Below are 12,877 nucleotides of genomic sequence, written 5' to 3' on the forward strand. Positions count from 1 at the left end.
GGGTGGTTCGTTTCTCCGCCTGACGGGCCTTGGCGAACCTGGCGCGAGGTGTGCTGTGTATGCGCGCCACAAGTCGCCCGACCGGTCACGTGACTCGAATTGGCCGGTCATGTGGTGACGGCTCCCTGCCCTACGAGCAGGTCGTACAGATGGCGAGGCAGGCGGTGCGTAGCGTCCATGACGTGCGTATTGGAGTACGGGCGGCGGCCCCTGTGGCCCTCGGTGGCGGGGTCGGGCGGGACGAACTCTTCAACGAGGAGGGATTCGCCGTCGATCGTGACTGAGGCGATGTCGTCAACGTGGGTTTCGATGCCGTTGGATCGGGCCCAGGTGAAAAGTTCTTCCTGGACGTCACCCGGGAGGGCGTGGACGACAGAACCGGTGATCCGGATTGGGCTGCGATCGCATTCGTGCGGGATCCCGGCCTTCCAGTAGTTGGTCATGTAGTCGCGGCTGGAGGTGGACCAATCGCACCCTCGGCATTCAGCGACTCCCTGGAGAGGGCCCTTGCAGTGCAGGAAAACCATTCGGGGTCTCCTTTCTCCCTCTGAAGACGATCATGGCGGGGGCGGTCATCGCTTCCTCGGCCGGAAGAACTCGGGTCGCAGCGCGCGAAGGGCGGCGTAGCGGCGTCGGGCGCAGAACGCGGGGAGCCAGTCCAGCCGGCAGGAGATGCCGTCGGCGCAGACTCGGTGCCAGAGCCTGCCGGACCACTTCTCGGCCACCCACCAGAACTCATGGCGGGCGTGTCGGATGATCTTCATCCTGTGGCGTTCCGGATGCCGGCCTGGATCATCTGGCCGATCAGGAACAAGGCCTGCTGCTCGGTGAAGCCAGCGGTGACGTAGGCCAGGAACAACTCGTGCAGTTGGGCGGCGCCCTCAGCCAGCCGAGTGATCGGGTCCTCGGGGTCAGGCATCGGTGGGCGCTCCCCTGCTGCCGAAAGGTTCGTCGATGAACTCGACCCGGTCGGCCACGAGCGTGATGTTCAGGGACGCCATGCTGCCTTGCGCCATCGTCGCCGTGATCGGATCGTCGGCGAGGAGGGCGTGCGGGAAGGTCTCGCCGTTGATCTCCAGCTTGAAGAAACGGCCACCTACGCGCTCAACCCGGATCAGCTTGGGGATGTCAGGCATGGGTGTCCCCGAACTCGCCCATCGCCTTACGCCGCTGCTTCTCGGTGAGCACAGGCTCAGGGAGCCCGCTGTTGTTGGTGACCTCAGCGACCCCGCTTAGTTTCAAAGCGGAAGCGATTAGGTGGCGAGTCTCTTGGCTTTCTGTGACGGCTTCGTCCCACGCGTAGTCGCAGCGGAAGCATTCACGGTGGAGGCGCTCGTTGGAGGCGAATCCCATTACGAGGTTCCCCGAAGCGTCGTGTACACAGGCACCATGGGCAACGTAGCGCGTACTGGCGCCTTCGTTCCCGCACTTGGGGCAGGTCGGCTCGTCGCCGGAGAACGGCGGCAGGTCGGGGTGAACCATGTGTCTCCTCATGGATGTGCGAGAGCCCCGGCCCCATGAGGAAGCCGGGGCTCTCTACCCCCAGGAGCGACCTGGAGGGTTCTCGGTCAGGGCGGAAAGCGAAATAGCGGCTGCCACTAATCGCGGCAAAGTCGAATCAAGGTGTAGTTCTTGTAACGTCGACCACCCCGATACCGCGCGTTTCCTACCGTGAGCCGCATGGCGAGCAAAAACACCGCAGCAGGTTGTGGAACGCTCCTGGTGGTCGTGCTCGTGGTGGGCGGCTGCTCGAAGCTGGTCGATGCCGTGTTCGGTGACGACAAGGCTCCAACGGCCGTCACGGCGAGCGGCCCGGTGACGCTGCCTGACCTGACGAAGAAGACGCTGGTGCAGGCAGAGAACGAGGCGGAAGCGCTCGGCCTGGAGGTGTCTACCACCGGGCTGATGGGCTCCTACTGCGACGACGAGACCGACTGCTTCGTCTACAAGATGGCCCCGGCAGCCGGAAGCGTCGTGCGGGCAGGCGGCAAGGTGGCGCTGAAATTCATGACCGGCGAGGAACGGAAGTTCTACCGCAAGTACCAAAAGATGCCGAACGTGGTCGGCTGGTCACAGGATCGGGCAGAGGCTCTATTTGAGCCCGTCTACTGGGCCGCCGACTCAACCCTCAAGGAGTCCCGTTCGGTCCCGGAGAACACCTACCGAGTTCTCTCACAGTCCCCGAAGGCCGGTAAACCCTTGAGGGTCGGTCAGAAGGTCAAGCTGGTGGTCGGCTTCAACTACGGCTCGCTATCGGGTGGCGGCGGTACCGACTTCAGCGGCGGGAACAACTCCGGGGAAAGCCGATTTTGCAGCCGTCGATGGTGGTGCTGACCTCAAGGTCAGTCCCGAAGTCCGGGGTGTTTCTCGGCGGGGCGCTGGCGACGGCCCTGCTTGGCGGCTCTCGCCTGCCCGCCCTCGGAACTGCTTTTTGTGCGGTGGTCGTCCGCGCAGATCGCGGCGAGGTTCGCGTACCCGTCCGACCCGCCTGAAGCCGCGTTCTGGATGTGGTCCACGTGGGTGGCGTGGCCGCCGCACTTGTAACAGGTGTGGTTGTCGCGCTCCAGCACATGCCTGCGGATGGCGGGCCAGCCTTTAGGGAGCGACGCGAGCCTGTTGTGCCCCTTCCACTGCCCGTTCGGCATCGGTCGCCTCGCCTTCGCGGATCAGCGCCCACATGGCGCCGGGGTCGCCCTGTGCCTGGTGGTAGCGGTAGATGCGAGCGAAGTTCGCGCTGTACTGCTCCCCCTCCTTAACGGCGGAGGCGTGGTGCAGCGAGTAGACACACCCCTCATGCCGGACAGGTTCGGATCCCAGAAGAGTCAGGTGAGCTGCGGCCCATGCTGCATCTTCACCGCCCCAGCCCAGGAACAGCTCGTCTTGGCCGCCGTGCGCCCGCCACGTTGCCGGGGTGGTGACGTACACGCCGGAGCAGGCTCCCGGGACCTCGAAGTAGTTGCAGTCCTGCAACGGAACGCCTGCCCGATACTGGGCGGTGCCGTCGCGGCGGAGAGACCGGTAGGAGGTGTAGGGCAGGTGGACCAGGCCGTCGACGGAGGCGCTCCGGATCGCGTCCAGGAGTGGCTGCTGTTCGGGCAGGGTGTCGGCGTCACCCAGCACCACCACGTCGGCGCCGACGTCCTCGGCGAGGCGCACGCCCTTGTTTCGGCACCCGGCCAGGCAGAACGGCCCGTGGTCGGTGTCTGCCGCCAGGATCGCCGCGTTGGGCAGCAGTGCGCGGTAGCGGGCCACGGTCAGGTCGTAGGCGTACTGGCGGTCCCTGGTGGGCCGCCACGGAATGGCGACCATGACGGCGGGGTCAGTAACCATGGCCCGCCCTTTCGTGTCCGATGTGCGTGACCGCAGGCGGGTCGCCGCGCCTGCCCCAGTAGGCGCCGCGGGCCGCCCGGTTCTTGAAGAGTTGCCGCCCGAAACGGGACTCAGACCATGCGCCTTCCGGCCACGGCTGGGCGAGGGTGCGGGCTGGGATGAGGCTGGGGTTACCGGTGAAGCACGCCCGATGCTCGATCCACGACCGGCGCCCGTCGGTGCGCTGCTCAAACGCCTGGCCTTGGGCTTCGAGCGCCTCGATCAAGCCACCATGGGCGTGCTCGTTGTGGAACCACGGCTGTCGCAGCAGCGCGATCTGGGTGAGGTGGTCGTAGGCGTCCAGGACGGCGGCGAGCTCGGCGAGGTCGACGGGCCGGTTGAACGTGAAGTCGTCCTCGACGAAGAACATGTGCGAGGTGTCGGCGGCGAGGGACCATACGGTCTGCATCGCCCGCCAATACCCTGCCGCTTCTCCGGCCACGGGGATGACCTCGCAGTCGGGGAACTCCCCGGCCAGCCACGCCCGATATTCGGCGTCGCCGGAGTCGTCGACGATCGTCACCGAGCCGATGCCCACGACGTTTCCGGTCGCGGAGGGCAGGGATTGGACGATGCAGTCAGCGCGGCCGCTGGTCAGGACAATCACCGGGATGGGTCCAGCGCCCGCCATATGCCCTCCTCCAGGGTGACCTTCGGCTGGTAGAACGACAGCATCTTGGCCGGGTCGCCGACCCGGTAAGCGACACCCTTCGGTGCGTCCAGGATGTGTTTCAGGGCCGGGGTGTAGCCCTCGGCCGCGGTGAACAGGCGGGCGAGGTCGTTGAACGACGTCGGCCGGCCGGTGCACAGGTTGACGGGGCCAGGTGCGTCCTGGTCGACGGCGGCGAGGGTGGCGGCGACCACGTCGGAGATGTGGATCCAGTCGCGGACCTGAGTGCCGTCGCCCCAGATTTCGAAGGGGTCGTCTCGGCGCCGGGCGCGGTCGGCGAACGAGGGGAACGGGTAGTCGAGCGCCTGGTCCTCACCGTAACCGGAGAACGGCCGGAACACGTGGACGCGGATCCCCTCACCCTCGGCATAGCCAGCGAGTTGCTCACCGACGAGCTTCGCCAGGCCGTAGCTGAGGTCGGGGCCGCCGATCGGGTAGTCGAACCGGATGTCCGGCTCGGCGAGTTGGTTCGGCGGGTCGCCGTCCTGCAGGGTGACCGGGTAGGCCGCGGATGAGGAGTAGTAGACGATTCGCCCTGGGCGGGTGCGGAGCGCCCATTGGAACAGCGCGGCGTCGATCTCCAGGTCCACCGCGAGCGACAGCGGCTCCCCCTCGATCTTGGCGCGTCCTCCGACGACCGCGGCGAGGTGGACGACGAGGTCGTACTGCTCGGTGTTGGCGGCGAAGAACGCGCGAGCGTCCAGCAGTCGCACGTCAGGGGTGTCGCGGGGGTTGATGTCGAACGCGGTGACGTCGTAGCCGGCCTGGTGCAGGGCGCGGGTGAAGTGGCGGCCGACGAAGCCGGCGGCTCCGGTGACGAGCGCGGTGGGCATGCGGCCTCCTTACACTCGCAGGGCGTCGGCGGGGATGCGGAGGGTGTCGTCGCCGTAGAAGCCCTGGCCGACGAACCGGCCCGGCTGCCGCTCGGCGGGGAATTCGCGTTTGTCGTCGAAGCCATCCGGCTCGAACTGCGGTGATTCGGGGCTGGTGTGGACCATCAGAGACCGCTTCGCGACCGGGTAGACCTGGTGGGCCAGCCATAGCTGATCGGCCTGCCAGCGCTCCACGCCGTTGTGCCGGTCCGGTAGCAGCGCCGCGGCGGCGCGGGCGCCGTCCCGCTTGGCGCCCCACATGCCCGCGAGGATCGGCATGCCGTGCTCAGGGTGGTCGCGCATGACGTGGAACTCCTTGTCGGAGTCCAGCCATTCGTGGACCGCGGCTTGCTCGCGTCGGCAGGGGCGGGAGTCGGCGTCGCGGAACATCACCACGTCAACGTCGTCGCGCAGGGCGTGGAACCGCCAGAACGTGGAGAACCAGTTCTCCGGCACACCAGGCATCGAGATGAGCTCGACGTTCGCGTGGGCGGCGAGGTCGTCACGGGCGGCCTGAGGAATGCTGTCGCCGACGTAGAACCTGCATGTCCATTCCGGGTACAGGTCGGCGCAGAGGCGGGCGTTCGCGAGGGCGCCGGCGGTGTAGAACTCCTGGGGGCCGAACAGGCTGTAGGAGATCAGCCTCACAGCAACGCCTTCAGCTTCTCGACGTCGGCGGGCATGTCGTGTTCCAGCCACGCGGCATAGGCGAGCCGGTCGGTTTCGGCGGCGGCGGAGTCGTTGACCTCGCGGTATCGGTCGTCCTCGGTCGCTTTGCCGTTGAGGTAGTGCATGTGCTCGATGACGACGTCCGGCAGGTAGCGGAGTCGGCCGATGGCCTGGCCGAGGTCTTTCCAGACGTTGTCGACCCATAGGTGGACGAGGTCCGGGGGTGCCATCCAGCCGAGGGTCTGCACGATGTCGGAGGTCATGGCGACCTGGGTGGGGAGCCGGTCGTGCTGCAGGAGGTCGTCGCCGTAGACGATGCCGGTGCTCAGGTCGTGGAGCTCGTCGAGGTAGCGCTGGTCCCAGGCGCGGGAGCGCGGCCGGTGGTCGTCTCCCATGAAGCCGACGGCGAAGTGGTTCGGCGCCCGCTCGGTGGCGGCGGCGTTGAGGGTGGGGCACATCCGGAGCCGCGGCCCCACGGTGAGCTCGATGCCTCGGGAGCGGCACACGTACCGGTAGTCCTCCAGGGTGGGGTCGTCATCGTCGGCGGCGACCAGGAGTGTGGCGGCGCCCGCGGTCGTGGCCTGCCACGCGTCGTGAAGGTCGGCGATGTTGCCTGGCCGGCCGCGCGACGGGACGATGACCAGCAGGTCGGGCGTACGGGTCTCAGGTGACACGGATGGGTTCGCCTTCCAGTACGGGGGTTTCCTGGCTGGTGGTGACGCGCACCCATGGGACCTTGGGGCCGGGTGAGGCTGAGAAGTCGAAAGCCGTGCCAGGGCCGATTCTGATCTTGACGACGGTGCTGCCGTCGATATCGGTGTCCCACTCGGCGGCCTGCCAGTCTGCTTCTACGGGACGGATCCCGTAGGCAAGAACGGCCATTTTTACTGGCAGAGCGGTCAGGTCGGTGTCGCCGCTCACAACGACGTGAACGTATTCCTTGGTTTCCCTCGGATAGTCCTCGATCGCCACTGCGCCGCCTCCCCGTAGGTCATCGGCGTCCGGTGCGGGCCGACCAGCGGCGCCGGGTCGGGCCGAGGCGGATGGCGATGTCGTCGGCCGCGGCGGCGTCGCTGGTGCCGGTGAGGTGTGCGGTCAGTCTCGGTAGCTGGCAGGCGATCACACCGGTTGGGGAAACGGCTCCGGTGAGAGCCGCGGTGAGGGCCGGCAGGCTGGCTGTTGCCGCTCCGGAGACGGTGAGGGTCCCCGCAGCGGCGCCGGTCAGCGCGGGCAGGACTGCGGAGGCTGCGGCGACGACGGCGGTTGTGGCTGCTGCCGCGGCGGCGAGGGAGAGCAGGGCCGCGCTGATTTGCCCGGACGTGGTGGTCGTCGCGGCCAGAGCGGATGTGAGGGGCGGCAGGGCCGCGGCTGCCGTCGCGGACGCGGTGAGGGTGGCAGCTGCGGCTGAGGTGAGGGTGGGCAGGGTCAGGGCGGCCGTGCCGGTGATGGGTGGCGCGGTGGTCAGGGTGGATGCCGACAGGCCGGGGGTGCCGTCCCAGGAGCCGTTGGTGCTGTCGCCGTCGAAATAGGTGCCGAGGGTGCCGGTCTGCTCGATGAGGAGCGCCGTGAAATCCGTCGTGTTGATGTTGTAGTTGATGCCGTCGATGATCACTCTGGCGGCTACGGCGTTGGCGGGCGCGGTGCCGGTGATGGAGACGCGGGTGACGGCGCCGATCGAGGCGGTGAAGTTCGCGGACGGGTAGCCGAAGCCGCTGCCTCCGGCGTTGATCCACTCGATGTAGATGGCTCCCGCGCCGACGTTGAACGTGGCGACTCTCACGTAAATCGCCAGGGTGTAGTCCAGGCCCGGGGTGACCGCGCTGACGTTGGTCGGCGCGGTGGACATGAACGTGCCGGCCGTGTACCGAGCCGCCCAGGGCCGGGCGAATCCGGTGACCGCCGTGCGGGCAGGCGTGCTGCCGCCACCCCACCCGGTGACGTCCACGCCCAGCGCGGGGTTGGTGCAGAGATTATGGCGGTCGGCCACGACGACTCCGTTCGCTCACCGGGCCGGGTGCGGTCAGGTCGCGGGCATGGTCACCGTCATGCTGGTCAAAGACACCGCCACACCGATCGAGACGGTGGCGGTGTTCAGTATCAGCTCCGTGCCGGAGGTGCCGGCCGACCCGTCGAGGATCGCGACGTTGTCGGAGTCGAGCATCCGGAACCAGGTCGCGGTGCCGGCCGCGACGCCGGTCGTGGCGCGAGGGGTGGAGGCGAGCGTCGCCACTCCCGAGGCCGCGGATCCGAAGGCGGGGTCGGCGAGGGTGAACTCGGCGAGAAGCGTTTCCGTGGTGATCGCGGTGCCCGGCCCGGCGGGCTGAGTGCCGGTGTACACGCGGATTTTCGCCGCGCCGCTTCCGGCGTCGGCCAGGTCGACCACCGCATCGCATGCGGCGTTTCGAGCGGCAGTCGAGATGCGGGTAGCCATCGGTCGGCCTCCTACGTTGGGTCGCCGGGGATCGTGCCGGTGTTGCTGGGCAGCGACGTCAGGGCGACGTCCTCATCGTGTGTCTGGTAGCTGCCGTTGCCGTCTGGGATGCGGTCGCCGTTCCCGTCCAGGTCGTACACCGCGACGACTCCGCGCGCCGGGTCGTCCCAGAGGGTGATCGTTTTGTAGGTGGCGTACACCCGCTCGCCCGGCGGCAGGGACGCTGCGGTCTCCCACTCGTAGACGTGGCCTTGCAAGTGAAGCTCCTGGCCGCCCAGCCAGGTGAGGAAGTTCCGGTAGCCCGGGCTGGTCATGTGCTCGGGCATGGTGCGGATAGAGGTGGGTGGGCATGCGAAAGGGCCGCCCGGTTCGGGTCGGCCCCTCACCAATCGTGGGCGCAGTGCGGGCAGAACCGAATCCGCTCCGGGACGGTCTCGGCGACCATCGGGCCGCCGAACAGACTGCCCGGTGGGGCGGGCGGGGTCGCGTTCAGGCGCTCGACCAGGGCGGCGTGGTCGGCGAGGAGTGCTGCCGCGCTGGGGAAAGCGTGCCAGCATTCGGGGCAGATCCGGTAGGCGCCCGCCTCAGACTCGTCCACGCCGTGAGCCATGCAGTGGTCCAGGTCGCCTTTCTTGCAGTGCTCGTCCTGGGGGTGCGGGTCGACCAAGCGGTTCAACGGGTGGCCGCCTGCTCAACGGGGGCGGCATAGCCCTCGGGCACCCACCGCGACGCCACGAGGGCGGCATGAGCGGGGTGGTCCGAGAAGCGGGCGATCCGCAGGGGGAAGACGTGCTGCTCGTACTCCCGGCGCGCCCAGGCTAGGTCCTCGTTGCCGGGGCATTCCATCTGGACGCAGTAGTCGTAGCGCTTCAGCAGCTCGCGATCGGCCTCGATGTTGGCCTTGAGCCTGTCTCCGTAGACGCGGAGGTAGCCCTGCACGAGGGCGCCGTCTGTCATGCGGTCCAGCTCCGTTTCCTCCTCGTCGAGGCGGGCACGGAAGAACTCGACGATCGCAGTCTCACGGTCCATAGTGCTCTCCCGTGGGGGTCGGGGGTGGTGCCGGGCGGACGGCCTGCCAGCGCCAAACCGGCCGCCCGGGACATACTCGGCCTGGACCCCGTGGGCACAGCGACCAGGCCGAAGATCGGAAGCGTTACTCGATGTTGCCGGAAGCCCATGGGTCAGGCTCGTCGGACTGGCCGCCTCGGATCGCCCGCAGGCCGGACCAGACCTGCGTCTCGTCGTCCCGGTCTTCCTCGCAGACGGAGTAATACGGCAGCGTCAGGCGAGCGCCCGTGATCCGCAGCAGGTTGTGGACGATCGTCCGGGTCTCCGCGACCGTGAACCGTGAGGGCGCCCGCTCCAGCTGGAGCCCAAGAGCAATCCACGCCCGGTTGGCCGCGCTCTCGTTGAGGTACTTGACGCCGCACTCTTCGTGCCACCACTCACCGAACAGCTTGGTGATGCTGCTACCGCCGTACGGAATCCGACGGCATCCAGGGCAGACGGTGACCCGGCCATGGATGAGGTTGCCGTCGTCATCGAACCAGTCGGGGCGAGGACCATCGGAGATCGACAGGTTCAGGTTCAACGATTCGCTCATGCCGCACCGCTCAGCGGGTGGCGCTTCAGCCAGTCGAGCAGCTTGACCTTGCCCAGCGGGGTCACGTACAGGGTGGTGCGCATCTGGCCGTTGTGGTGGCGGGGCGCTTCCGGCTGGTCTTTCAGGTGGAACCACTTCTTGTAGTCGGCGCGAGGGTGGTACTCGTGTACCGGCTCCCACGCCTGCTTGGCCCGGTCGAAGCGGCGGCTGACAACTTTGCGGTAGATGATGCCCCGGTTGATCAGGTGGTCTCGGAACTTCCGCTCAGGGGCCTGGATCTGCGCGCAGTAGACACGGAAGCCCGTGACGTCCTGGCGGCCGTCGACGAAGGCGTCCACGTACTCCGCCTTGGCGCGGTGTTGCTCAACCTCGGCAACGAGTGGCACCATTTCGGCCACTTTGGATTCGGCGACGATCCGGAGTTGAGCCTCGCGGTCCGCTCGGTCTGCCTCTTCGATGACCATGGCCGCCAGCTCGCGGTTGGTCAGTTCCCGGCGCGGGGCGGGGAGAGTGGGCGCCTGCGCCGCGGCCTGCTCGGCGATCTCCTGTTTGCGGGTCTGGATGGCGAAGTAAGTTTGGGCGCGCGCGATGGCGGCCTTACGCGGGTCGCCATTCTGGGCGACGAGGTAGGCGGCGTAGCGGGTCAGCCGGAAGTCGGGGACCTCGCGGCGGTGTCCGCGAGCGTTCTTAGTGATCTTGCGGGCGTCCGCAAAGTGATCAAGAACGTCAAAGCCGCTGTTCCGACACGTGGCCCTGGCCCGGTCAATCGCGTCCTCGAACTGTCGCCACTGTCCGTAGTCCATCTCCGGCATGAGGTCGCGAGCCGACCAGAACTCGCCACCCTCGTCGACCTGACGGATCTTCTCGAAGGGGGACTTGGCGGGATCTCCCCGAAGCTGGAGCTCCCGGTGTGGGCCCCGGCCGTCGCCCTCAGCGCCGGGGGAGGTACCGTTGTGCACTGTCGATCTCCTCTAGTAGATCGGCCATGACCCCGGGACGGCCTCAACCACCGTCGCCGGGGTTCTTCGTGTTGAAGAACTCTCGCCCCAATTGTCCCATGCGCCCCTGTTTTTCGCTGAGCAGAAGAGCCCTCCCTGGCGGAAAGATCGCTCATTTGTTCTAGCGAAACCGGGAATATGCTGGGCAATCTGTGCAGTAGATCCGAAGCTCGCTATGCAGACCGTTCAACCGTGAGCGAGGCGCCGTATCGAGTCGGCCTCGTAGACCAAAACCCCGCCCGGCTGCCGCACGATGACCCTCGCCGTGGGCGCCGTCTCGACCTCGACCCGGCCGTCCGGTCCACGCCAACGCCGAATCCAGTCGGCCACCTCGCGGACGTGTCTCGCGGTCAGGGCGGCCGTCACCTGCTCACCGCCGTGAGTCCGTATCCGCCGTTGTCTCCGCGCTGGACGATCTCCAGTCCGTGCTGGTCGAGGTCGTTCAGGATCGCGTCCGCGAGCCTCTCCACACGGTCCGGATCTTGGGTGAGCAGGTCGTCGTCCCAGAGCGATGCGGTGAGAACCTGCCGGGCGGTGGGCCGCCCAGGTGGGCGCCCCCTACCGAGGAGGTAGCGCAGCTCGGTGGCAATCTTGTACGGGTCCACGTTCGCCGACTCCCCCAGTCGGATGAACGGGCCGGTATCCCAGATGAACGGGCCGGTATCAGCGGCCTCTGCGGAGGGGGTTTCCGAGGGGGCGACCTCGTCTTCGGTGGGCTCGGCCTCGGGCACCTCGGTCCACCGGTCTACGACGTCGACCGTCTCGGGGGTGATCAGGATTGAGCGGGCTCCGCATTCCTCCGCGAACCGCTTCCACTCACCGGCGTCTACCGCGCTCGTGTCGCACTGGTCAACGACGAGGCCGAACGGCTCGCGGACCACCTTGCCGACGACGACCGAGGGCAGGAGCAAGATTTGAATGCGCATCACGCCTCCACCTCCGGGGCAGTCCACTCCAGCTTCTCGGGGTCCCACACCATGCCGAGCGTCTTGTTGCTCAGCCAGACGGCGCGCTGTTCGCCGTACACCTTGCGGACGCGCTCGATGTCCCACCCTTCGACGTAGAGGCGGCCGGAGCCCTTGCAGGGATGCCACTGGTGCTCTACGTGGTTGGGGCGGCCGTCGTAGTCGCGGCACGACGCGTATTCCGGCCGCGGGTTCGTGAGGGTGAAGGTACGGCCATCGCGGAATTCACGCTCATGCTCACCGTCTGGCTCGTCGGGATACCAGCTGATCGAGTGCCAAGGCCGGGTTTCCACTGGCTTGTCCCCGACTTCGAACTCGTCGACATTGTCGGCGAGCTCGTAGGCTTCGGCATCCTCGCGGTTGGCGAAGACGCGAAGCACCTCAAAGTCGGAGTGCGAACCATGGGTGGCCAGATAGACCTTCACGAGCGCCCCTCGGCAGGCGTGGCCACCGGAACAGGCTCAGACCTTGGCGGTGGGGCGGGTTCGTCTCCGACCCGCTTGGTTCGCCACCACCACACGTGCGGCGACAGGAGGCCCACCTTGTACTTACGGCGCTCGAACGGATCATCGTCGCCCTCGTCCAAGTCATAGGCCGCAGGCGGGAACACCTCGGCGCCGACCGGCTTGAGCATGACGCACCCCTGGTCGAACACGCTCGTCGAGGAGATGACTGCCGGGAACCCGTCGTAGTAGACGCGCCTGCCGAGGAGCTGCTCGGCGGCGGGCTTCTCGTCGAACCAGTCAATGGCCGCGTGGTCGAGGAGCTTCTCGATCACGCCCGGGATCTTCCGTAGAGTCGCGAGAGGATCGGAGTGGATGGACCCTTCCCAGCACTGCTGCCGGTTCAGGGCGATCGTCCAGGCGCCTTCGGCGCGGATCTCGTCGCGGCCTTTCCAGTCGTTGGCTTCGCGGCGGTTTTCGGTGCGGAAGGCGACGTCGATCTGCACGCGGTGGCCTTGGAAGTGGGCCCAGTGGGTGCCGTCGCCGGCGACGTCGACCCACCACCAGGTGCGGTCCCGGTTGAGTTCGTCGGGGAGGCCGTGCGCGACCCGGGCCTTGAGGGTCTTCTCCTCCCCGGTCTCCAGGTCTTTGCGGGCGCCGATCTCGGCGTACTGGGGGCGGCCTCCGAGGTGGAGCCGCTCGGGCACGTAGTTGTTGTTGCGGTCCCGGTAGTCGGGCATGTGTTCTCCAGGGGGTTGGAGGTTGGTTTTGTGTGGCCCGGCCCCCGGCAACCCCCTGTCGGGAGGCCGGGCCACGTGCGCGGCGAGCTGGTGTCGTCGGGGGACTCCACAGCTCAG

The 12,877-nt window shown here is 67.6% G+C and carries 24 protein-coding genes; 1 reads left to right on the forward strand and 23 read right to left on the reverse strand.

Annotation, left to right across the window (positions count from 1 at the left end; all coding sequences use genetic code 11):
* Positions 1–107: 107 nt before the first annotated feature.
* From ACWEF2_RS10420 to ACWEF2_RS10440, 5 genes are all read right to left on the reverse strand, one after another.
* Positions 108–443 carry a hypothetical protein gene (locus tag ACWEF2_RS10420; protein WP_453813855.1) on the reverse strand — a complete coding sequence of 112 codons (336 nt, stop codon included), beginning with the start codon at positions 441–443 and terminating at the stop codon, positions 108–110.
* Between the two features lie 129 nt (positions 444–572).
* Positions 573–764, reverse strand: a complete 192-nt coding sequence (locus ACWEF2_RS10425; RefSeq protein ID WP_453813857.1) for a hypothetical protein — start codon at positions 762–764, stop codon at positions 573–575.
* Positions 761–919: a hypothetical protein gene (locus ACWEF2_RS10430; RefSeq protein ID WP_453813859.1), complete on the reverse strand. Its 159-nt coding sequence runs from the start codon at positions 917–919 to the stop codon at positions 761–763. Before ACWEF2_RS10430 ends, ACWEF2_RS10425 begins: the two co-directional genes overlap by 4 nt.
* Positions 912–1,136 carry a hypothetical protein gene (locus ACWEF2_RS10435; RefSeq protein ID WP_453813861.1) on the reverse strand — a complete coding sequence of 75 codons (225 nt, stop codon included), beginning with the start codon at positions 1,134–1,136 and terminating at the stop codon, positions 912–914. Before ACWEF2_RS10435 ends, ACWEF2_RS10430 begins: the two co-directional genes overlap by 8 nt.
* Complete coding sequence (locus ACWEF2_RS10440; protein WP_453813863.1) at positions 1,129–1,482, reverse strand: hypothetical protein; 354 nt, start codon at positions 1,480–1,482, stop codon at positions 1,129–1,131. The genes ACWEF2_RS10435 and ACWEF2_RS10440 overlap by 8 nt, the downstream gene beginning before the upstream one ends.
* A 198-nt stretch (positions 1,483–1,680) precedes the next feature.
* Here ACWEF2_RS10440 and ACWEF2_RS10445 point away from each other — a divergent pair, with 198 nt between their 5' ends.
* Positions 1,681–2,334, forward strand: a complete 654-nt coding sequence (locus ACWEF2_RS10445) for a PASTA domain-containing protein (protein WP_453813864.1) — start codon at positions 1,681–1,683, stop codon at positions 2,332–2,334.
* An 8-nt stretch (positions 2,335–2,342) separates the two neighbouring features.
* Here ACWEF2_RS10445 and ACWEF2_RS10450 read toward each other — a convergent pair whose 3' ends face one another.
* The 18 genes from ACWEF2_RS10450 to ACWEF2_RS10535 form a co-directional block, all read right to left on the reverse strand.
* Entirely contained in the window at positions 2,343–2,645 is a 303-nt protein-coding gene (locus ACWEF2_RS10450) for an HNH endonuclease (RefSeq protein ID WP_453813866.1), read from the reverse strand.
* Positions 2,596–3,330, reverse strand: a complete 735-nt coding sequence (locus ACWEF2_RS10455; RefSeq protein WP_453813868.1) for a hypothetical protein — start codon at positions 3,328–3,330, stop codon at positions 2,596–2,598. The genes ACWEF2_RS10450 and ACWEF2_RS10455 overlap by 50 nt, the downstream gene beginning before the upstream one ends.
* Positions 3,320–4,000: a hypothetical protein gene (locus tag ACWEF2_RS10460; protein WP_453813870.1), complete on the reverse strand. Its 681-nt coding sequence runs from the start codon at positions 3,998–4,000 to the stop codon at positions 3,320–3,322. The genes ACWEF2_RS10455 and ACWEF2_RS10460 overlap by 11 nt, the downstream gene beginning before the upstream one ends.
* Entirely contained in the window at positions 3,973–4,872 is a 900-nt protein-coding gene (locus ACWEF2_RS10465) for an NAD-dependent epimerase/dehydratase family protein (RefSeq protein ID WP_453813872.1), read from the reverse strand. The genes ACWEF2_RS10460 and ACWEF2_RS10465 overlap by 28 nt, the downstream gene beginning before the upstream one ends.
* A 9-nt stretch (positions 4,873–4,881) precedes the next feature.
* Entirely contained in the window at positions 4,882–5,559 is a 678-nt protein-coding gene (locus ACWEF2_RS10470; protein WP_453813874.1) for a hypothetical protein, read from the reverse strand.
* Positions 5,556–6,254 carry a hypothetical protein gene (locus tag ACWEF2_RS10475; protein ID WP_453813876.1) on the reverse strand — a complete coding sequence of 233 codons (699 nt, stop codon included), beginning with the start codon at positions 6,252–6,254 and terminating at the stop codon, positions 5,556–5,558. The genes ACWEF2_RS10470 and ACWEF2_RS10475 overlap by 4 nt, the downstream gene beginning before the upstream one ends.
* Positions 6,244–6,552: a hypothetical protein gene (locus ACWEF2_RS10480; protein WP_453813877.1), complete on the reverse strand. Its 309-nt coding sequence runs from the start codon at positions 6,550–6,552 to the stop codon at positions 6,244–6,246. The genes ACWEF2_RS10475 and ACWEF2_RS10480 overlap by 11 nt, the downstream gene beginning before the upstream one ends.
* 19 nt (positions 6,553–6,571) lie before the next feature.
* On the reverse strand, positions 6,572–7,567 hold the full coding sequence (locus tag ACWEF2_RS10485) for a hypothetical protein (RefSeq protein WP_453813879.1): 996 nt from the start codon (positions 7,565–7,567) through the stop codon (positions 6,572–6,574).
* A 33-nt stretch (positions 7,568–7,600) separates the two neighbouring features.
* On the reverse strand, positions 7,601–8,011 hold the full coding sequence (locus ACWEF2_RS10490; RefSeq protein WP_453813881.1) for a hypothetical protein: 411 nt from the start codon (positions 8,009–8,011) through the stop codon (positions 7,601–7,603).
* A gap of 11 nt (positions 8,012–8,022) precedes the next feature.
* Entirely contained in the window at positions 8,023–8,337 is a 315-nt protein-coding gene (locus ACWEF2_RS10495) for a hypothetical protein (protein WP_453813883.1), read from the reverse strand.
* 56 nt (positions 8,338–8,393) lie between these two features.
* Positions 8,394–8,687, reverse strand: a complete 294-nt coding sequence (locus tag ACWEF2_RS10500) for a hypothetical protein (RefSeq protein ID WP_453813884.1) — start codon at positions 8,685–8,687, stop codon at positions 8,394–8,396.
* On the reverse strand, positions 8,684–9,040 hold the full coding sequence (locus tag ACWEF2_RS10505; protein WP_453813886.1) for a hypothetical protein: 357 nt from the start codon (positions 9,038–9,040) through the stop codon (positions 8,684–8,686). The genes ACWEF2_RS10500 and ACWEF2_RS10505 overlap by 4 nt, the downstream gene beginning before the upstream one ends.
* Before the next feature lie 124 nt (positions 9,041–9,164).
* Positions 9,165–9,614 carry a hypothetical protein gene (locus ACWEF2_RS10510; protein ID WP_453813887.1) on the reverse strand — a complete coding sequence of 150 codons (450 nt, stop codon included), beginning with the start codon at positions 9,612–9,614 and terminating at the stop codon, positions 9,165–9,167.
* Positions 9,611–10,573 (reverse strand): phage antirepressor KilAC domain-containing protein, encoded by a 963-nt coding sequence (locus tag ACWEF2_RS10515; RefSeq protein ID WP_453813889.1) that lies wholly within the window; start codon positions 10,571–10,573, stop codon positions 9,611–9,613. The genes ACWEF2_RS10510 and ACWEF2_RS10515 overlap by 4 nt, the downstream gene beginning before the upstream one ends.
* Positions 10,574–10,798: 225 nt before the next feature.
* A complete protein-coding gene (locus ACWEF2_RS10520; RefSeq protein WP_453813891.1) occupies positions 10,799–10,978 on the reverse strand; it encodes a hypothetical protein in 180 nt (59 codons plus the stop codon).
* The gene (locus ACWEF2_RS10525; RefSeq protein WP_453813893.1) at positions 10,975–11,538 is read right to left on the reverse strand and encodes a hypothetical protein; all 564 of its coding nucleotides are present in this window, start codon (positions 11,536–11,538) and stop codon (positions 10,975–10,977) included. Before ACWEF2_RS10525 ends, ACWEF2_RS10520 begins: the two co-directional genes overlap by 4 nt.
* Positions 11,538–12,002, reverse strand: coding sequence for a DUF7336 domain-containing protein (locus tag ACWEF2_RS10530; protein WP_453813895.1), 465 nt, complete (start codon positions 12,000–12,002; stop codon positions 11,538–11,540). The genes ACWEF2_RS10525 and ACWEF2_RS10530 overlap by 1 nt, the downstream gene beginning before the upstream one ends.
* Positions 11,999–12,760, reverse strand: coding sequence for a hypothetical protein (locus ACWEF2_RS10535; protein WP_453813896.1), 762 nt, complete (start codon positions 12,758–12,760; stop codon positions 11,999–12,001). The genes ACWEF2_RS10530 and ACWEF2_RS10535 overlap by 4 nt, the downstream gene beginning before the upstream one ends.
* Positions 12,761–12,877 lie beyond the last annotated feature (117 nt).

The sequence above is a fragment of the Streptosporangium sp. NPDC004631 genome, from assembly GCF_053601935.1.